The organism is Niabella soli DSM 19437 (assembly GCF_000243115.2).
GTDB classification, from domain to species: Bacteria; Bacteroidota; Bacteroidia; order Chitinophagales; family Chitinophagaceae; genus Niabella; species Niabella soli.
The window spans coordinates 3093682-3114811 of the sequence record NZ_CP007035.1 but is presented as its reverse complement, the minus strand read 5'-3'; the positions used below and the strand labels follow the sequence as shown (position 1 = coordinate 3114811).

13 protein-coding genes are annotated in these 21130 nt (G+C 44.7%); 6 read left to right on the top strand and 7 right to left on the bottom strand.

Features of this window, described 5'->3' with window-relative positions; genetic code table 11:
• The first annotated feature begins 72 nt into the window (after positions 1–72).
• A complete protein-coding gene (locus tag NIASO_RS13325) occupies positions 73–651 on the top strand; it encodes a Crp/Fnr family transcriptional regulator (RefSeq protein WP_008586586.1) in 579 nt (192 codons plus the stop codon).
• A 67-nt stretch (positions 652–718) separates the two neighbouring features.
• Here NIASO_RS13325 and NIASO_RS13320 read toward each other — a convergent pair whose 3' ends face one another.
• The 6 genes from NIASO_RS13320 to NIASO_RS13295 form a co-directional block, all read right to left on the bottom strand.
• Positions 719–3262, bottom strand: a complete 2544-nt coding sequence (locus NIASO_RS13320) for a phosphocholine-specific phospholipase C (protein WP_008586584.1) — start codon at positions 3260–3262, stop codon at positions 719–721.
• Positions 3263–3396: 134 nt separating this feature from the next.
• Complete coding sequence (locus NIASO_RS13315; protein ID WP_008586582.1) at positions 3397–4941, bottom strand: SusD/RagB family nutrient-binding outer membrane lipoprotein; 1545 nt, start codon at positions 4939–4941, stop codon at positions 3397–3399.
• An 11-nt stretch (positions 4942–4952) separates the two neighbouring features.
• On the bottom strand, positions 4953–8300 hold the full coding sequence (locus NIASO_RS13310) for a SusC/RagA family TonB-linked outer membrane protein (protein ID WP_008586580.1): 3348 nt from the start codon (positions 8298–8300) through the stop codon (positions 4953–4955).
• Between the two features lie 128 nt (positions 8301–8428).
• Complete coding sequence (locus tag NIASO_RS13305; protein WP_008586578.1) at positions 8429–9544, bottom strand: FecR family protein; 1116 nt, start codon at positions 9542–9544, stop codon at positions 8429–8431.
• Positions 9545–9611: 67 nt separating this feature from the next.
• Positions 9612–10304 (bottom strand): RNA polymerase sigma factor, encoded by a 693-nt coding sequence (locus NIASO_RS13300; RefSeq protein WP_245605183.1) that lies wholly within the window; start codon positions 10302–10304, stop codon positions 9612–9614.
• Positions 10305–10394: 90 nt separating this feature from the next.
• Entirely contained in the window at positions 10395–11168 is a 774-nt protein-coding gene (locus NIASO_RS13295) for a hypothetical protein (RefSeq protein WP_245605182.1), read from the bottom strand.
• A 417-nt stretch (positions 11169–11585) separates the two neighbouring features.
• Between NIASO_RS13295 and NIASO_RS13290 the strand changes: the two genes are divergently transcribed.
• The 4 genes from NIASO_RS13290 to NIASO_RS13275 are packed head-to-tail and all read left to right on the top strand — an operon-like array spanning position 11586 to position 18726.
• Positions 11586–14729, top strand: coding sequence for a SusC/RagA family TonB-linked outer membrane protein (locus tag NIASO_RS13290; RefSeq protein ID WP_008586572.1), 3144 nt, complete (start codon positions 11586–11588; stop codon positions 14727–14729).
• A gap of 11 nt (positions 14730–14740) precedes the next feature.
• Positions 14741–16651: a RagB/SusD family nutrient uptake outer membrane protein gene (locus NIASO_RS13285; RefSeq protein WP_008586570.1), complete on the top strand. Its 1911-nt coding sequence runs from the start codon at positions 14741–14743 to the stop codon at positions 16649–16651.
• A 33-nt stretch (positions 16652–16684) separates the two neighbouring features.
• Positions 16685–17992, top strand: a complete 1308-nt coding sequence (locus tag NIASO_RS13280; RefSeq protein WP_008586569.1) for a DUF5000 domain-containing lipoprotein — start codon at positions 16685–16687, stop codon at positions 17990–17992.
• Positions 17993–17994: 2 nt separating this feature from the next.
• The gene (locus tag NIASO_RS13275) at positions 17995–18726 is read left to right on the top strand and encodes a DUF4998 domain-containing protein (RefSeq protein WP_008586568.1); all 732 of its coding nucleotides are present in this window, start codon (positions 17995–17997) and stop codon (positions 18724–18726) included.
• A 119-nt stretch (positions 18727–18845) separates the two neighbouring features.
• On the opposite strand, the gene purN is transcribed toward NIASO_RS13275, so the two are convergent.
• Positions 18846–19418 carry a phosphoribosylglycinamide formyltransferase gene (gene purN, locus NIASO_RS13270; protein WP_008586567.1) on the bottom strand — a complete coding sequence of 191 codons (573 nt, stop codon included), beginning with the start codon at positions 19416–19418 and terminating at the stop codon, positions 18846–18848.
• Positions 19419–19772: 354 nt separating this feature from the next.
• Between purN and NIASO_RS13265 the strand changes: the two genes are divergently transcribed.
• Positions 19773–21065 carry a c-type cytochrome gene (locus tag NIASO_RS13265; RefSeq protein WP_008586565.1) on the top strand — a complete coding sequence of 431 codons (1293 nt, stop codon included), beginning with the start codon at positions 19773–19775 and terminating at the stop codon, positions 21063–21065.
• Positions 21066–21130: the final 65 nt, after the last annotated feature.

Here is a 21130-nt window from a genome sequence, read left to right as displayed (position 1 = left end):
AAGCAAAAATGTTATGCACCCATGGAGTGGTAGCTGCGGCCGGATAGTTGCTTTTAATGTATCTTTAGCGCTATGAGCAATGCATTGATCCGGAATATTGAAAAGCTGGTTGCCCTGGATGCTGCTGCGGTAGACAATATCCTCGCGGTATGCAAGTACAAAACCATCAAGAAAAAAGATTTTTTCCTCCAGGAGGGAGAAGTGCAACGCTCGCTTGTATTTGTTGCGGAGGGGTGCCTGAGGAGCTATTCAATAGATGAGAATGGCTTTGAGCATATTTTGCAGTTTGCCCCGCCGGGATGGTGGATCGGCGATATGCGCAGTTCGCTGGATCAAACACCAGCCTCGTTAAATATTGATGCAGTTGATGAAAGCGAAGTAGTGCTAATTGCAATGAAGGACCTGGAGAAATTGTATGATACCGTTCCAATGCTTGACCGCTTTTTCCGGATACTTTCGGAGCGATCGCTGGCGGCCCAGCAACACCGCGTTATTGATGCACTAAGTCTTAGCGCCAAAGAACGCTATAATAATTTCTGCAGTCAATACCCTTCGTTAATTACCTGTCTTCCTCAAAAATACGTGGCTTCTTATATTGGTATTACACCGGAGTTTTTAAGCAAGATGCTGAAGCAGCCGGTAAAGAAATAGGATAATAGCCGGGAGGGACGGGAAGGCGGTAAAATAGAGCATAGCTTCTCATCTTCCCGGCTATTGATTACCGCCCCGATAACAGAGGATCACTAAAAGATTCCTTTCCGTTTTCTACTCTCCCTGCAAATTTTCGTTCAAAGCGTTGATCAGATTGTAAGAAGACGGAGCAATCATACCATCCATAACTTTTTTCCAGTGAAAGAATAAGCGTAACAGCGGCGTTTGGGCCAATGCTTTTTTGAATGCCTTGTTGCCCGTAACTGTTATCTTTTATGGTTACCTGTTGCTGCTTTGCTGAATGATTGTGAATCGTTACCTGTGCTTGTCCAAATTTTTTATCGGGGCTGTTCCGGTACCCGAAAGTTACCGTAATAAGCTCTTCCCCTGAATGCCCTTTCAACTCCCGGTAAAACCCGTTGGGGCCAAACAGCGCCAGGTGATAAGCGGTTCCTTCAAATCCATTTAACGGGATCTTATATTCCAGCTTTTCACCAGCAGCCACGGAAAGCGACCAGTTGCGGTTAATAATTTTCTGACCGTTGATATCCGCATAGGGCAGGTAAGCATATAAAGAGAAGGGGCTGCCCATTGACCGGCGTTTAAAAAAACCGGTGCCCGCTTCGAGCCGGATGAGCATATTTTGTTTGGTTTCATCCAGGTTGCCATCGGCATAAAGTTCATAAGGAAGTGCATTGGAAGGCTTAGCTCCCGGTTCCTGTTTGAAATAAGCAGCAGTCTTTTTAAAATCAGCTTGCAGGGTTTCAATTTCACCTGTAGCAAGCGGCCGGATGTCCTTTGGAATGGGGCGATATTTTGCCTCATCAATACGCTGCAGGTAAGCGTTCCGTTTTAAAAATTCAGGCTGCCGGATGGGTTCGCCGTTATAGGGCCGGAAAACGGAAGACAGGTCGCCGCAAACGGCCCGCCGCCATTCAGACATATTGGAGATCTGTATTTTTTTGCCTGTTTTGCGGGAGGCAAAATTTTCAATGAACTGCACTACAGAAGTGTGGTCAAATAGTTGGGAGTTTACATAGCCGCCTCTTGTCCAAGGACTGGCCACTACAAAAGGCACGCGATAGCCCAAACCAATGGACCCTTCACGGGCATTATTTTTTTGTATGCCCTTTTGCCGGAGCTCATCATCCATTGTTACAAATTCCTTATCAATGTTTTTAATTCCTGCTGACACCGCGCCCGTGGCCGGATTGCGGTAGTCCGGTGCCGTAAAGGGTGGCACATGATCAAAATAACCATCATTTTCATCATAGGTAAGAATAAAGATCGTTTTTTTCCAAAGGTCTTCATTGTGTGTTAGTATATCTAACACTTCTGAAACATACCAGGCGCCAAACCAGGGTGCAGAAGGATGATCGGAAAAATACTGCGGGGCTACCAGCCAGGAAACGGCAGGCAGTTTCCCTTCTTTTACATCTTTGCGGAAATTGGCCAGCACATCCGATTTGGGTACCTGCATCTTCCGTTGCTGGCCATGGTCGTTGTATTCGAATGTTTCGGTGTGGCGATAATCGGGGTCAAAATCATTGATGGCAAAAGCATTGTTATGTAGTACCTGGTCATAGTCGCTGAGCGGAGTAGCCAGTTCTTTACGGCAGCGTTCCAGCTCGGCTGTTTTGTATTTTTTTTGCCTGCGCATTTCGTCGAGCGCTTTTTGTTTTTTGGGATCTTCCGGATGTTGTGTTGCCTGTTGTTCCAGCCCGGTCAGCTTCTTATCCAACAGGGCCAGGTGCTGTACCAGGTAACTTTCATATTTGGTGGAGCGGCGTACTTTAAATTGCGTAAACCATTCCAGCGGGTTATCCGTAAAATTGCTTAGCCAGGCATCGGCGTCGCCATCAAGACCCGAAGGGAGGCTGATCTCATTCTGGTATACCTTCCAACTGATGCCATTATCCTGCAATAATTCAGGTATTGTCTTCCATTCCGATTCAGCGCCATAATCCGATTCTTCATTACGCACCAAAGCAGGGTTTTGTGCCGCCCCGTCCTTCCGCAGTGCACCAGTCCAGAAATACAGGCGATTGGGTGTGGTACCGGTTAAAGAAGAGCAAAAATGCTGATCGCAAACGGTGAAGGCATCAGCCAGGGCATAGTTAAAAGGAATGTCTTCACGGGTATAATAGCCCATCGTCATGGGTTGTCCTTCAAAGCCTTTGTACCCTGTTTTTTTGGCGATCAGCCATTGATCGTATTGTCCTTTATTACGTGCATCCACCTGGTCTTTCCAGGAGTGGGGCAGGCCGCCCATCCAGGTGATCTTTGTTTGCTGCATATTGAGCCGGAAGGGGAGATAGCTGTTTTTTTTCTGATCGGTCTGCAACCATACAGGGCTGCCGTTCGCGAGTTTTAAAACCCGCGGGTCGTTAAACCCCCGAACGCCTTTTAAGGAACCAAAACAATGGTCGAACGAGCGGTTCTCCTGCATCAGCAACACAATATGCTCGGCATCTTCAAAACCGGATCCTTTAGCCGGATTGATGGCCAGGGCTTTTTGTATGGATGCCGGGAGGGTGGAAAAAACGCCTGCACCGCCGGCGAGCAGACCGGTATTTTTTAAAAAATCCCTTCGGGAGAAATCTATGGGCATGGTATAGGAAATTTAATGATTTACGAATGTCTGATGTACGACGTACAATGTACATCACATATAGTATATAAACAAGCGGGCGGCGACTTGTGATCACCGCCCGAAAAAAGAACTTGTTTATGGCTCGATTGAATCTACTTTAATAGCCACATCACCTGATTCACATCATCAATACCACTATATTGAGATTGAATGGCTGTTTTGTAATTGGCTGCGTTGTTGTTGAGCTCCGTTTGTGGATAGGTCCATCTTACTGGGAACTGGTTACTGGGGGTATTCAGATTAGTGGAGGTATTCAACTTAAACAGCGGGTACCCCGTTCTCCTGAACTCGTACCAGGCATTATAATCTGCTCCCTGGAGAAACCCTGCAAGGAATTTTTGAGTGATGATCTGCTTTATCTGGTTTTCGGCAGTGCCGGTGAGGGCAACGGTTGCCGGATAAGCAGTAATGTAGGCAGGGTCCATCGCCATTCCATGTGTGTAGTTTGCTGGCGTAAAGTTTGCCAGGAAATTCATAGAGCTCTGGATACCTGCGGCATAATAACTCTGCGCCGTGCCACCAGTTATCCAACCTCTTACTGTAGCTTCTGCTAGGATGAACTGCTGATCCCAATAATTAAACAGGCCCACCGGCTCGGCATTGTACAAGTCTACATAACGTTTATTCACGTCTGAAAAGGCGCCGTTAGAGCGGCTTGCTGTGGTTTTGGAATAAGCGTCAGACGGCTCAATCCCAAGATATGAATTAAAGTTATCTGCTGTAAAACCTTTCTTTTTTAAAGAATCAGATGGTTCAGCGTAATAAAATAATCTCCGGTCATTATTGGCTTTCAATGAATCAATCAACGTTGAGGAAACCATCGGATAAATAGTAAAACTGTTGTTTTGTTTTGAAGTTTTACTCCAGGGATAGCTGGAGCCTTTTGCATCGATATATGTAACCGCAAAATTATCGGCGTAGCTTTGCATTAGCGGGCGGGATGCAACGTCCTTGAATCTTTGAATAACGTTTAGGTCATTGTCATTCGTTTTCTTGTATAAATTCATCAGAACGTAAAGTTGAAAGCTATTGGAAAGCCTGCGCCATTTGGCGGCACTTCCATTGTAAATAAAATCACCGGCAAAAGTGCCACCGTTCGCAAAGGCACTGTCTGCCTGATCCAACTCTTTCAGAATGCCGAGGAATACCGTTTTTTGCGCATCGTATGCCGGCCTCACGTCCTTATCAGTTTCTCCTTTTAATGCATCGGTGTAGGGAATATCGCCTACCTGCATGGTTGTTTGGAAAAACTGCCATGCTCTCAGAAAATGTGCTAATCCCAGGTAAGAAGAATATTGCGCCGGATCACCCAATGTCTTTGCATATTTCAGCATAGGCGCTACATTTCTTAAGACAACGATTCTGCCAAAGCCTGCCTGACCAAGAGAATTATACTGATAAGATTCCTGATCTTCTGACCATAAGATATATTTCCCAAGCATGAAAGGTTGCATAAAACTTTTGGTACTGCTGATATCACCGGCGGTGACAGAATTGAGCATTGAAGTGGCCAGCCAGTCTGCCCTGGAATCCAATGATGAGTTAGGGTTTGTATTGATTGCATCAAACTTTTTCGTACAGCCCCAAAGCATCAGAAATGATATTGCGAATAATGTATAACGAGTAATAATTTTCATGAACATGATTTTTAAAATCCAAGTTTAATGTTAAAGCCGACCATTCTCTGTGATGGTGCATTCAGATCTTCTGTATCTATGTCTGGATCAGAAAATTTAAACTTGGTAATTAACAATAGATTTTGTCCTGTTACAGATACGGATGCAGATCTCAGCCCGCGAACAGATTTTATTGCATTTTTCGGGAGGTTATATCCGATAGATACCTGGCGCAGCTTCACAAAGGATTCACTCATAATACCATAATGGCCGTCTCTGAAGTTCCGTGCGTAGGTCTGGTATCCGATGGGCACATCGTTAGGTGCGTACGTACGGGTGTCGCTGATGAGGTTGCCATATTTATCATAGCTGGCTTTTCCTGATGCTATTTTTACTCCCGGAGCAGTGTAGGTGTTGTCTTTATTTACAACCTGGTTATAACGGAACTGGTTATCTGTTTCTGGGTTGGACCCGGTATCAAACATTTTATCCCAGATATAATCATACATCAGGCCTCCGATCCGGCCGTCAATGTTAATGCCGAGAACAAAATCCTTCCATGTAAAATCATTAATAAAACCAAATGAGTAATTGGGATCTCCATAGCCTATCTGGGTATTATAAGGATTTTTAATCGGTTTTCCCCCTACGTTTATGTAATTGCCGCTGGGGTCACGGGCCCATTCTTTGGTGGTATATACATCAAGGCGAATATTTTTTTTGTGCCAATTGTCATCCGTAGTATATACTGAATCCAGGTTTACCCAGTACTTATGATCATAAGACCAGTTTATAGTGGAGTGCCATTTGAATTTCCCGGTTTTTATGGCGTCTCCATCGACGGTTATTTCCATGCCGCGCCTTGCATAAGTTTCATTTGTATTTACGAGGGTTGACGTAAATCCTGAAGCACCGGAAACCGATGCGGAAACCTGCCGGTTGTAATACAGCTTTGCAAAATAGGTTGCGTCAACATGCAGACGGCTTTTAAACAAATAGGAAGCAATCCCTGTTTCCCAGGTTCTGTTGGTGCTTGGCAACAGGCTTTCTCCCAGCAGGTTAGACGGGTAACTGTTAGATATCAGCCCAAAGCTGGTGCCCGAGGAGAAGCTGCGGTTCGTACTATAAACATCCAGCACATTTTTACTGATTGTCCATGATCCCCTGAGTTTTAAAAGATCCACCCAATCAGGCAACTTCAGATATCTGGAAAGAATAAAGCTCAGACCGGCAGATGGATAGAAGTAGGAACGCTGCGATGCCTGTTGTGTGGAGGCCCAGTCATTTCTTCCGGTGATATCCAGGTAAACGCCATTGTCGTAAGAAAATGAAGCCTTCCCGTAAGCGCCATTGGTTTGTTTTCGATAGAATGAGTAGCTGTTATTTATTGAGTTTACACCTACCGCGGTAGAAGGAGCTGCGTTCGCCAGTGAGTACCAGCCCGGAATACTTAACCCGTTAGCAGTAGCGGCGCCTTGCATCCTATCTTCGTAGTAATAAACGCTTCCGCCAGCCAAAGCATTTAGTCCAAATTTGCCGAAGTTTCTGTCATAGGTTAATATCAGGTCGTTGTTGGTACTAAAGCCCCAGGCCAAATTGTCCCTGAACAAGCCGGATGTACTAAAGCCGCCTCTGTCAGAGTTAACGTTCGCAGGATTCCGCTGTGTCGTCTCGTTACTATAATAATCATAGCCCGTTCTAAACATCAACTTAAGATGTGGAGTAAAGCTGTAGTTTGCGGTAAGGCTGGAATTTAGTTTGTTATTTTGGTTGGAAAGCAGTTTTTCGTAAGCGATTAGCCAGGGATTGTCGTACCAGGCATCATACAACCAGTTTTGTTTCAGGTTAGGGGTTACCCAATAATCCCTGTATTGCCTTATATCGTAGTCGGGGCCCGTCCACATCAGCATTTGATATAAATATCCCTGATTATCATAGCCACCCCCAACGTTTTGCGGTGATTGTTGCCAGGTATAACCCATTGAAGCCGACAGGTCAAATTTTTTGCCGAGTTTCATCTGCCCGCTCATGGTGTAGTTTATTATCTGAAGCCTGGCATTCGGCCATTCCCCTTTATTGTAAATATAGTTCAGGCCTGCCCTGAAAAAGCCATTGTCTCCGCTTTGTGTAACACTGATATTATTATTGCTGATGACACCTGTCTGCAAAAAGTTCTTCAGATTATCGCGGCCGCTGGAAACTAAGGGCATCATCTGACTTTGCTTGGTAACAGGATTCCATTGCAGGGCGCTGTCACCCCTATCTAATTTAGGCCCCCATACATAGTCGGTGGCTATCTTTCCGTCAAGCCCATGTCCGTACGAGGTTTGAACTTTGGGAATCGCCGTATAGCCCAGCGTGAACATATTGTTGCTGTTTACGTCAATAGCAAACCCTTTTCCCTTGCCAGATTTTGTAGTGATCATAATGGCTCCCGCGCCACCCCTGCTTCCGTATAATGCGGATGCAGTAGCACCTTTTAACACATCGATAGTTTCTATGTCATCTGCAGGAACATCCCTTAGCGACATATTACCATAAGGTACGCCGTTGATTACGAGCAATGGTGTTTCTCCTCTTAACTGGATGCCGGGTGTTTTATTGAATTCTGTCGTATTTTTTACAACCAAACCGGAAACCTGTCCCGTTAAAGATGTTCCCAGGTCAACGGTTTTTACAGCCTGAACGGCACTGCCGCCCACTTTTTGTGTGGCGTAACCCAATGCTTTCTCCTGGCGTTTAATACCCAAAGCAGTTACCACCACTTCTTCCAGGGCCCGGTTGGCTTCCTGCAAAATCACATTAATAGTTCCCTGGCTGTTCACCTTTATAACCTGGGTAGTATAGCCTACGTAACTAAAGGTAAGCTCATCAAACTCGCTTACTTCGATGCTATAGGCTCCGGCATCATTTGTGATAGTGGCTTTTCCTTTGTTTGACGATACTGTGGCTCCGGCAACGGGTTCTCCTTTGGCATTGGTGACAACACCCTTCACCATAATATTTTTTCTTTCCCCGGCTTTCTCGCGTATTACAATTAATTTATTGTCCATCTGCTGAAACTCCAGCGCGGAGCCATTTAAGATCCTCGATACCAGATCTAATACAGGGGTATTTACTACTTTGATATTTATAGTACCAATATCATCAACAACTTTATTGCTGTACACAAACCGGTAATCGCTCTTTTTCTGGATCGTTTTTAAAACTGCAGACAATGAGGCATCTTCCATTTTTAAACTGATGGACTCCTGGCTGTAACCCGTGCGTGCTGCCACCTGCGAAGCGGTGATAAGCACCAGGGCAATGCATAATTTCATAAACAACAGTTTTTTAAGCAGCCTTCCCGGCCACTTTTTTACGTAAACGCTTTTTTTCATACTTTTAATTGGTTTTTATTAATCAAGTGGAAGACCTTTTTCTTCCATTTACTGTGGGGGGAAATGGCTGCAATCCGTTTCTCCCTTTTTTTGTGAACCCGGGTACCTTTTTTGTTTACATATCTTTTTTATTTAGTGATGATGATTTTTGTTCCGTCTTTTTTATAAGAGAATGGGTAAGAAAGCTGTAAGGCTTTTAGCACTTCGTCGATATTTTCGTTTTGGAAGCTTGCAGTATAATGGTATTTTGACACGTCGGTATTTTCGATAACGATCGTGGTATTATATTTCCGCTCCAGAATATTCTTAATTTCAGTAAGCGGGGTATTGTCAAAAGTCAGGAAATGGTCTACCCAGGCTGTTTCTATATTTTGGTTGGCGTCATCATAAGATAAGGGCACAACCTCCTGTTGCTCCGGCTGAGCCGCGTCTGCCGTTGCCGGATTGTTCAACACAAATTTTTGATTTACCTGTAACGTTTTGTACACTTCATCCTGCCCACGGTTATTAACAAGGATCTGTACTTTGCCTTCCAGCAGTGAGGTCTCGCTGTAGCCATCATTCGAATAGGCTTTCACGTTGAACTTGGTTCCCACCGCTTTTATTTTATACTTAGCCACCTGTACAATAAACGGTAGTTGCCGGTTATGCGCCACTTCAAAGAAGGCTTCCCCGGTCAAACGCACATTGCGGTCTTTTGTTCCAAATGCCTTTGAAACCGATAATTCAGACTGCGCATTGAGCGTCACTTTTGTGCCGTCTGCGAGTATCAGTGTTTTGTATTCACCGTTTTTAGCACGGATATTATCCCCTGGCGCGGGTATGGAAAGGGTGGATGCCGTGCCGCCGGCCCTTTTGTCCTGACGAATGGATTCTTGGTGCAAAAACCAAGCGCCGGATCCCAGCAGCAGTAACACGGCTGCCGCCGCCATCCGCACTTTTCGCCTTCCCGTACGGGAAAAGTTGGGGGCGTAGGGTTTACTAAAAGGATCTGCATGGGCTTTTCCCGGAACTACATAGAGGTCGTGCTGGGGCCGGATTTTATCAGCCGATAGCTCATTCTGCTTTTTTTGAAGCATATAGCTCAACCCCAGTACCAGCTTCCGCGCTTCTTCAAGGATTAATAATTGCTCAGGATGCTGGTAGAGGTAATCATTCCAAAAGGCAATATCCTTTTCGTTTTGTCCCGTGCACCAGGCAATAAACGAGTCATTAATTGCAAGCTCTTCAACTGTATAGACCATATCCGGATATCCTTTTTATTATAGACGGATAACCGAAAAAAATCTAACCGCTTTTTTTAACTTATTTTTAAATAAAGGGCAGGAAAATGAAATTGGCCAGTTTGGCAAACAGCCGCTCCTTTTTTAAATGTTGCCGCAGATGCTGGATACCTTTCGACAGATTATTATAAACCGTTTGCTGGGTGAACCCGGTAAGGGAAACGATTTTTTCGGTAGAGTACCCCTGGTAGTATTTCATGTAAATAACCCGGCGGTACCGGGCAGGCAGTTTTTTATAGGCCTCAGTGATCCGGTGCATCAATACTTCATCCGTTTCCAATTGTTCAATAATGTCCTGGGCGGAGGGGAGGTAAAAATTTTCGATGTCCGACACCTGCCCCTTGCGCCGGTTTGCCCGGTGCAGATCAATGAGCCTTCTTTTAAAGGCCGTTACCAGGTAAGCTTCGGGGTTCTTAATATCGTTGGGGAGCTCCTTTTGCAGCAGGTCCAAAAAAAACTGGTGCACAATATCCTCTGCTTCTTCGGTAGTGTACCCGAAGTGGCAGGCAAGGGCAAATAGCCTTGCTTTATAGTTGGTATACCATGAATCAGCCGGGCCCATTGGGCCAAACTTACAGGAATAAATTATAAAAGGAATGGATCTGCTGCTTTTTTGTGCGGACGGCATTGCATGCAAACGATTGTCTAAAGCGTTCTGTAGGAGGCGGGAGTAAACCGTTTTCTTCTGCGGGGAAAACTGCAGTTTCAGCTTAAAATTCATTTTTTCGTAAGAAGTGAAACCTGCCCGTCCGGTCAGGCGGATGATAAACAGGAGCCGTTCTCATCTCACTTTTGACGTTTCACGATTGACTCAATACTCCATTCTCTCATTCCGGTACAAACCTTCGCGCCACATAGGCGAAGGAAGCAGTCCCTGGCGGTAGCGCTCATAGGATCTTTTAATGTATTCCTGGAACGTATAGTCGTTTACCCGCGTTGTGAACAAGTAGCTGGGGGAGTAGGCCATGATAAAATCATTGATCAGGCTGTCGTTCGTCATACCGGTGATCCGGCGGATCAATGCCTTGCTGAAGCGATACTTCACATAACCTTCCTGTTCGTCGCTGATGAGCTTATTCCGGAAATTGGTCATTTTCCTGGTTCGCTTAAAGCGGAAGGCATTGATGAGCTCATCCAGGTCAAAGGCAGCCCCAAATGCGTCGTGGGTGGCGGTGGTGGCTAAGCCGGGTTTTTCAAAATCAAAATATTTTCGGTAATTCTCCCGGTTCTCTAAAGAATCGAGGTGGTAATCGCGCGACCGCACTTTTACCAGGGGCAGATCGGGAATATTTATCCGCAGTGAAATGTCAAAAGCATAGGGGGTATTTATTTTATCGACCGGGAATTTGTGCGTGGGTTTATTCAGATAGCTAAACCAGATGGAATCTTTTGGGTCAACCATAATGCTGTAACTCCCATCCATGGCGGTAATGGTGCCCCGCCCGGAACTGGTAAGTACCGATACAGAAGGTACGGGGGTCCTTCCCAAACTGTCGTATACATTGCCTTTGATCCGGATCTGCGCTTTTGCGCTAAAACAGAAAATAAGCAGACTAATGGTTAATATAAACGAAAAAAACTTCAAATTTTTATGATTTCCAATGTATTTGGACGACAAAGCAATGAAACAATTTGTAAAAACTATGATAAAGTAGCGCAATATGGGATTTTAAACCAATAGATAATGAGAGCAGCTATTAAAGTAGCCTTTCCGGCAAGCGATAAAAAATGCCGCGGCTCTTGGTAATGGCTTTTCCTTTTTATGCAAACGTTTGTCTAAAACGTTTTCGTATTTTTTAAAATGTAAGTCAATCGATTGCACGCCGCATTTGAAAAATATAAGTATTCAATCCCTTTAACTTCGTTTTAACTGTTTGAGATCAATAGTTGCTGCCAATTAGCCCGATTGATTTTTTATAACATATCTCCTTTATGCATGTAACCGTAAAGGGGCTGCGGTTTTTTGTGATGTATATGAACCTATAATTTTTATTAAACAAATATGAGAAAAACGTTAGCGATTCTGTCAATTTGCTGTTGTCTGTTTTCATTAAGGGGCTTTTCCCAAAGCAGACCGATAAAGGGCGTCATTCAGGACGACAAAGGAGATCCGGTGGCAGGTGCCACTATTTCGGTGAAAAATGCCGTTACCCGGACCATGTCGGATTCTACCGGTCAATTTAAACTGGAATTACCAGAGTGGAAAAATGTAATCATTGTGTCTGCGGTAGGCTACACCCCGGCGGAAAGAACGGTAGATAGCAGCGCGGTGGTGGTTATGTTAACTCCTGCAGAAGGGAAAATGGATGAAGTGGTGGTTACCGCTTTTGGTCAGAAAAGACGAAAATCTGACCTGATCAGTTCTGTAACTACTTTAAGCCCCAAAGAGCTCAGGGCGCCGGTAAGCAACCTTACGGCGGCACTGCAGGGAAAGGTTGCGGGAGTGGTTTCCTTTCAGCGAAGCGGGGAACCCGGAGCAGATAATGCTGACTTCTTTATCAGGGGTATTGGCACATTTGGCTCGAACCAGAAACCGCTGATCCTTTTGGACAACATGGAAGTGGACGCCGACGCGCTGGCGAGGATCCCGGTGGATGACATTGAGAATTTTTCTATTTTAAAAGATGCCACGGCATCCGCCGTATATGGATCAAGAGGCGCCAATGGCGTAATTTTGGTAACCACCAAACAAGGAAAGGAAGGGCCTGCAACTATATCAGTGAGAGCGGAACAACGGGTTTCGACCCCTACAAAAACACTGAAATTTGCAGACCCCGTAACCTGGATGAAAATGAGGAACGAGGCGGGGCTTACCCGTAACCCTTTGGACCAGGAACCTTACAGCCAGTTAAAGATCGATAAAACAGCCGAAGGAGCAGATCCCATGCTGTACCCTGCAGTTAATTGGTTGGATGCGCTTACCAAGAAAACGACCACCACTCAAAACTACAATTTCGGAGTATCCGGCGGTGGTAAGCTGGCTACCTATAACGTAAGCGTTAACTATACCAATGATAACGGGTTGCTGAAAATGGATAAGCTGAATAACTTTAATAACAATGTAAATTTTAAAGTAATAAACCTTCGAAGCAATGTGGGTATTAATTTAACCAACACCACAACTGCTATGATCCGCACGATTGCCAATTTTCAAAACTATTCCGGGCCGCCTACCAATGGTGCAGAAGCCTATAACCTGGCTTTAAGAGCCAACCCTGTATTGTTTTTACCCGTGTATCAGGTTGGGGCTGCACAATCTTATCTTCAACACCCTTTATTTGGAAACTTTGGACAGGATGCCCGCTACCTCAACCCTTATGCGGAAATTATGAGAGGTTATTCTGAAAGAAGACGAAGCGATGTGCAGGTTCAGGTAGAGTTGAAACAAGACCTGGCGCCCTTTATTACCAAAGGGTTAAGCTATCGCGGAATGGTTAACCTCCAAAGAAATTCAAACTTCAATCAATCCCGGGTTTATAACCCCTTTTACTATCAGCCGATTGGTTTGGATCCTGCCACCAACACCTATATGTACCAGGAGCTGAACCCCGCTACAGGAACGGAATACCTGAATTTTGTTCCCGGAGAAAGAAAGCAGGCGTCTGTTTTTTATATGGAAAACCAGTTGACCTATCAACGGATATTTAATAGCGTGCACAATGTATCTGCAATGGTGATCAATACCATCAGAGATAACGTTAGTACACCGGTAGATAATAATATTTCCCTTATTAATACACTGCCTTCCAGAAACGTTTCTTTTTCGGGCAGCTTTGATTATGGCTACGACAGCCGGTACCTTTTCAAATTTGCATTTGGATACAACGGTTCCGAGCGGTTTTCAGAAAAGTTCCGTTGGGGATTCTTTCCCTCTGTGGGCGTGGCATGGAATGTTTCAAACGAGAAATTCTTTGAGCCGCTTAAACCCACTATCAGTAACCTGAAGTTCCGCTTCACCCGCGGTCTTTTGGGGAATGATCAAATATTGGATACCCGTTTCTTTTATTTGTCGGACGTAAATCTTAATTCCGCCAACTATGGTTATACCTTTGGCCTTCCTGCAGATGCCAGCCGCTATACAGTGAACGGGGTGGTGGTGAACCGATATGCAAACCCCGATATTCGCTGGGAAATTTCCCGGCAAACGAATTACGGAATTGATTTGTCCTTGTTTAATGGGGCGCTGACTTTTACCGGTGATTATTATGATCAGCTAAGAAGCAATATCGTACAGCAAAGGTCAATAGCCAATATTAACGGCCTCACCGCCGGCGTATATGCGAATGTGGGCAAGTACAGAAGTAAAGGGTTTGACGGGGAACTGGTGTATAATAAAAATGTGAATGCCAACCTGTGGTTCCAGGGACGGTCAACCTTTACTTTCGCTACGGGCAAATACGTATTTTATGAAGAACCTAAATATGCAAATGCCTATAGTACCCGCTTTGGTACCAGCGCTAAACAGGTATTTGGCTACGTAGCGGAGCGGTTATTTATTGATGATAACGAAGTTTATAATGCCCCCAGCCAGGAGTTCGGTTCGGTAGTGCTGGGAGGCGACATTAAATACCTGGATGTTAACCGCGATGGAGTAATTAATGACGACGACCGAATGCCGATCGGGTACCCCACAACGCCTGAAGTCAATTATGGTTTTGGACTGAGCACCGGGTATAAATCAGTAGATTTTTCCTTCTTCTTCAGCGGCGTGGGCAGAACTTCCTTGTTTATTAATCCAACGACCAATAATACAACTAGTGAAAAAGGAGTAGCTCCTTTTGGAAATGAGTTTGCGCCCAATGCGGTGCTGCAGGCATGGGCAGACAATTATTGGTCTGAAAGTAATAAAAATATTTATGCCGCATGGCCCCGGTTGAGCGTGCTCCCCATGGCGAACAATACCGTGCAAAGTACGTATTGGATGCGGGACGGAGCCTTTCTACGCCTGAAACAGTTGGAACTGGGGTATACCTTGAACAAACATTTAATGCAACGCTATAAATTCAAAACATTCAGGATATATCTAAGTGCTACCAACCTTTTTCAGGTCAGCTCCTTTAAACTCTGGGATCCGGAAATGGGCGGAAATGCATTGAATTATCCGCTGCAAAAGGTATTGAATATTGGTATTAATGCAACTTTATAATGCTTATAAAAATGAATTTTAAAAAAACTATATTAGGCCTGTTAATTGGGATCTCCCTCACTTCCTGCAATAAGTTTCTGGATGTGGTTCCGGATAATGCACCGGTATTGGACCAGGCTTTTGCCATGCGTACCATGGCCGAGCGCTATCTTGTTACCTGTTACAGCACCCTGCCTCAAAATTTTTCTATTTCCAGTAACCCGGGCTTTCTTTCGGGCGATGAATTCTGGCTAAGCTCTCAATCGACCTATTCGGGTTATAATAACTGGAAGATTGCGCTGGGTGGCCAAAACGGCGACAGCCCGCTGTTAAATACCTGGGATGGCAATAATCCAACCGCCCCCAGTTTTTGGGTGGGTATCACCAACTGTAATACTTTTTTAGAGAACATTCAGAAAGTACCTGACATGAGTGATGCGGAAAAATTAACCTGGACGGCAGAGGTGAATTTTTTGAAAGCGTATTACCATTTTCAATTGTTAAAGCGTTATGGGCCCATTCCCATTATGGATAAAAATATTCCTATTTATGATGCCCCGGGCTCCAGCCAGTTGCCCAGAAACGCTGTTGATGAGTGTTTTGCCTATATTATTAAGTTAATTGATGGGGGTATGGAGTATCTCATGGATGATGTTACGGCCGCCAACCAGGAAACCGGGCGGATTACCAAGCTGGTAGCGAAAGCGATGAAAGCCGAAATACTGATGTATGCCGCCAGCCCTTTATTTAATGGCAATAACGGGCCGGAAGCCGCCCTTAAGAATGCCGATGGAAAAGAACTGTTTAATCATACCTATGCAGCGGATAAGTGGCAATTGGCGGCTACCGCTTGTAAGGAGGCTATTGATTATGCAGAAGGATTAGGTAAAAAACTCTATTACTGGACACCAGCAGGCGCTCCTCAAACCAGCACAAAATATCAAATGAATATCCGGGCCGCTGTGAGCGAATCTTCGGATAATCCTGAAATTCTGTGGCTGGATACCCGGTCTATTGCAACAGGCGGAGTGCAGGGACAATTTATGCTGCCCAGGTATACCGCTAATGCTACCTCTGGCTCCCTTTTAGGTTTTATGTCTGCCACACTGAATATTGTAGAGAAATTTTACTCCAAAAACGGGGTGCCCATAGAAGAAGATAAATCTTATCCCTATACCACCCGGTTCGACCTGGTAACCGTACCCAGCACCGATGCGTATAAATATGACCTGGTTGCCGGCGCTACAACCGTGCGGATGAATATGGACCGGGAAAATCGCTTTTATGGCACATTGATTTTTGATGCCGGCCGTTTATACATGAATCAGGCCGGATCAGATGCTAATGCCTATAATATCGATATGAAATATGCCGGCCCCTCAGGAAAGGTTGACCCAAACTATTATAACTGGACGGGCTATGCGGCAAAAAAATTCTATAATTACCAAAACACCGTGGGGGCAAGCAGCGCCTATACTGCACGATCTTTTGGTTTCCCGATCATGCGGTTGGCTAATTTGTATCTCTATTATGCTGAGGCCCTGAACGAAATAAGCGGACCAACACCTGAAGCGTACTCATATATTGACAGGGTAAGGCAAAGAGTAGGTCTTAAAGGAGTCGTTGAGTCCTGGGCCAATTTTTCAATTAACCCTACCAAACCTGCTACAAAAGAAGGCCTCAGGGAGATCATTAAAAGCGAAAGAACAAGTGAGTTCGCGCTGGAAGGCGTGCGTTTTTGGGACTTGCGGAGATGGAAGGATGCCGTAAAGGAATTGAACAGCCCCATTCTGGGTTGGGACATCAATCAATCTACCCCCGGCTCTTATTACAGGACTACGCTGTTCTATACAAGATCTTTTATGGACCGGGATTACTTCTGGCCCATCAGCCTGAACGAAAGAAGAAGAAACCCCAACCTGGTTCAAAGCGCGGGATGGTAAACTATATATGCGATTTCAAAAAACAGGAAGAATATGAAAAATTTAAATAAAATATCTCTCAACGCAATATGCAGCATCCTCCTCGTGCAGCTTATGGTACTGGTTGGTTGCAAACAGGATCTGGGCATCCAGCCGGCAAGAATGGGCCAAAAGCCTACCGCATTAACGAATCTTAGCTTCGAGCCAACACCCGGGGGGGCGCTGATCTCTTATGATCTGCCTACTACCCCCGACCTGCGTTATGTAAGCGCCGTTTATACATTAGATAATGGCAGTAAAATGACTACCAAAGGCAGTATGTATGATAATAAACTGCTCGTGGAAGGTTTTGCAAAAATCGGTGAGTATGATGTGGAGTTAAAAGCGGTGAGCGTAGGCGATGTGGAGTCAGACCCGGTGCACCTGAAAATTACTACCGGAAAGCCGACCTACCAGGTATTGGCGGAATCCTTTAAGTCCGACAGCAACTTTTTCAGCACTTTTGGAGGCATCAACCTGCTTTACAAAAATGACAATGCGGCCAACATTATACTAAGGCTGTATAAGTATGAGCTGGATACAGCAAAAAATCAGTGGGCCTGGAATACGGTTAATGAAACGTACACAAAGGCCAGGGAAGGGATCATACGGGTGCGGGGAGAAAAGCCCGTGGCAACCAGGTATGGGATCGTGGTTCGGGATCAGTGGAAAAATACATCGGATACCATTGTGCGCACATTGACCCCACTGGAAGAGCTGGAATTTAAGAATATCCTTATCTACCGCGGAATAGAAACCTACTCCACCGCAAACCGGAATGGAGATTATATCGCTAACTGGTCTTCTCAAAGCGGCAGCGCCGAAATGCAGGTGTCTTTGTTTGATGGGTTTGATGCACAGCCTTTTTACAATACCGGAAAACAATGGTGGGGGAAAGCTGCACCTGTTCCCCTGCAGTTTACAATGGACCTGGGGAAAAAAGTGCAATTGAGCCGGATAAAAATGTGGGGCCGTAATGACAACTATTCGTTGCTCTTCCAGGCTACGCACCCAAAGGAATTTGAAGTATACGGCAGTAATAGCCCTGCGGCAGACGGATCCTGGGATTCCTGGACCTATATCGGCACTTATGAAGGAGTGCGCCCTTCGGGCCTGGCATTTGGAGTAAATGCTACAGCTGAAGACCAGGAATATGCAAGAAAGGGTGAAGATTATGAAGTGGATTGGGAACTACCGGGCGGATTCAGGTATATAAGAATAAAAATAAACTGTACCTGGAACGGCATTCGCGAGCAGGAGTTGGGCAATGCCCTTACAGTGGCTATTTCTGAATTAAAATTATTTGGCAAATACATCAACTAGTTATGAAACAATTATTGAACAATATAATAGTCATTTTATCTGTAATATTGGTATTATTCGGATGTACCCGGTCAGATGAATATTACAGGGATTATCTTAAAAACGGAGAAATTTATTACCCCGGGCGGATCGATTCTTTGTCTATTATCCCGGGAGACCGGAAAGCGGTCCTCCGCTTCCGGATGACAACGGACCCCAAAATACAAACGATTAAAGCCTTCGTACGGAACAGCCTTTCTCCCAATCAAACCGTTCTTACTTTTCCGGTGACACAGGGCGACTACGGTAAAATAAAAGAGTATGCACTTGATAACCTTGAAGAAGCTACTTATACTATCGACATCCGGACATTTGCCAGTGAAAAGGATAGTTCAAGGGCCGTTACAGCAAGCCAGTTTATTTATGGCCAGAGTTATATAAGCACTTTAACGAACCGGTCTTTTTTGAAATTTGCCGGTCCGGACGCAACCGTAAATGTTCCTTATGCCGTTTTTGCCAGGGAGCCTAACCTGCCGCGACTGGGCAATTTTTACCCTATGCAGTTTACAGAGGTTAATTATGTTACTACCATCGGAGATACGGTTACGGTTCGGATCACCCCTTATGAGGAAGTTGCACAAATGGGGGGCATCAAAAATCCAAGTATAATAAAATATCGCACCGTATACAAACCTACCCCAACCGTCATAGATTATTTTTATACCCCCTATAAAGAAGTGAGCTATCCTAAATAGCAATAACGGGTTTGTGTTAGCAGAAAATTGCGGGGTCTCAATGCAATACAAAAGAAGGTGTCTGTTTTCAGACACCTTCTTTTTTGTTTCTATGAAAATAGTATCGTCTGTATACTAATTTATTTACCAGCGATCAATTCCTCAATTACCGTTGCAAAATGCTGATGCTCAAGTAAATGAACCTTTTGCGCCAGTAGATCAGGGGTGTCGGCTGGTAAAACGGCGCAGGTAGCCTGGAAAATAGTAGCGCCATGGTCATACTGCTCATCAACATAATGAATCGTAATGCCACTTTCTTTTTCCCCCGCGTTAATAACTGCCTCATGTACGAAATGGCCATACATTCCTTTTCCACCATATTTTGGCAGCAGGGCCGGGTGAATATTAATAATGCGCCTGGGGTATGCTTCAACCAGGGAGGCTGGTATTTTTAGTAAAAAACCGGCAAGAATAATAAAATCTATTCCTTTTTCCTGTAAAAGTGAAGGAAACGAGGATGATTGCAGTTCGGCCTTGTCAATCAGCAACAGTTCAATGCCTTCGGTTGCAGCAATTTTGGTAACTCCTGCGTCCGGTTTATTGCACACAATAAGCCCAACCGAAACAAAAGCATGGTGGCGGAAATGATCAATGATCTTTTGTGCGTTGGAGCCGGCGCCACTGGCGAATAGGGCTATATTTTTTTTGCTCATAATAAGGGATCAAAGATTTTACAAAATAACCAAGCTTCCAAATGTTTTTGGAACAGATTCTGGTTACTAGTTTCTGGATACTGGATGCTGGATTCTGAAATCGAGTATCGAGCATCCAGTATCTCGTATCAGTTTCCTAAACCACTTGTTAACAACTATTAGTGTTATGAAAACCAATGACTTTTTAATGACAAACATTTTTGGCAAAAATTTTTTTGACCATTGAAATCGGCTGAAACGCAGTGTGGGAGCGGGTTTAAAAAATTTTTAAAATGTTGCTGATTTGTTAAGCCCGAGCCTTATTTTTGCAGTCGATCAGAGACATTTATCCACATTTTTAGATTTAATGCGTTTATGACTATTTCTAAGTATATAAGTAACCGGCTTTTCTTAATCATACTAACGCTTTTTACCTTTTCCAAGTTTAATGTTACAATAGCGCAGGACGATGCGGAAGGTAAGCAGTTGTTTATCAGCAAATGTCAGAGTTGTCACTCCGGCGATATGAAAACAATGAGCACCGGTCCGGGTCTTTTTGGCGTACAGGCGCAATGGTCCGATCAGGGAAAGCTGCATGAGTGGATCCGGAATAACCAAAAGCTGATAGCTTCGGGTTACCCGCAGGCGGTGGAAACCTCCAAACTGACACCGAACGTAATGTCTGTGTTTCAGGATCTTACAGATCCGCAGATCGATGCTATTTTAAAATATATAGACGATAAAGGAAGTGGTAAGCTGGATGCCAAAGGCGGTGCAGCCGCTGCTGCCGGACAAGCTGCAGAGGAAGACAGCACCAAACAACACCCTTTATTATATGGAATCATTACATTGATTTTGGCCCTTGGCGCCGTGATCCTGCTTTATGTAAACAGCAGCCTGAAAAAAATTGCCGACGAAGCAGATGGCAAAAAAACACCCGCTGCGGTTCCATTCCTTAGAAATAAAGTGTACCTGGCAACTATTGCCATCCTGTTATTTATTGTGAGCGGGTATTTTAATACCAAGGCCATGATCAACATGAACCGCCAGAAGAACTACGAACCCCGGCAGCCTATTTTCTACTCGCACCGCGTGCACGCAGGCATTAACCAGATCAACTGTTTATATTGCCACGGCAATGCCTGGGAAAGCAAAACAGCGGCCATTCCTTCTGTAAATGTTTGTATGAACTGTCATAAAAACATCCAGAAATATAGCGGTCCGGAACTGAAAGACCAGGAAGGCAATGTAATTGACGGTACGGCTGAAATTGCAAAACTGTACAAATACGCCGGGTTTAATCCCCAGGCGCCCGAAGCATGGAACCCTAATGATGCCAAGCCCATCGAATGGACCAAGATCCACAACCTGCCCGATCACGTATATTTTAACCACAGCCAACACATCAGGGTAGGGAACGTACAGTGCCAGACCTGTCATGGTGAAATTACTGCGATGGACGAAGTACATCAGTTTGCAGAATTAAGCATGGGATGGTGCGTCAACTGTCACCGGAATACAAAAGTGAACTTTAACGTGGATTCTACCAGCGGCAATAAATTTTACAGCATATATGAGAAATTCCATGACGATATTAAGTCTGGAAAAATGGATAGCGTAACAGTAAAAGACATTGGTGGAACGGAGTGTCAGAAATGTCACTATTAGAAATTAGGAAATTTGGGAATATGGAAATGTGAGAATGTAGGGATCATCAGTTTTTAATTATTATC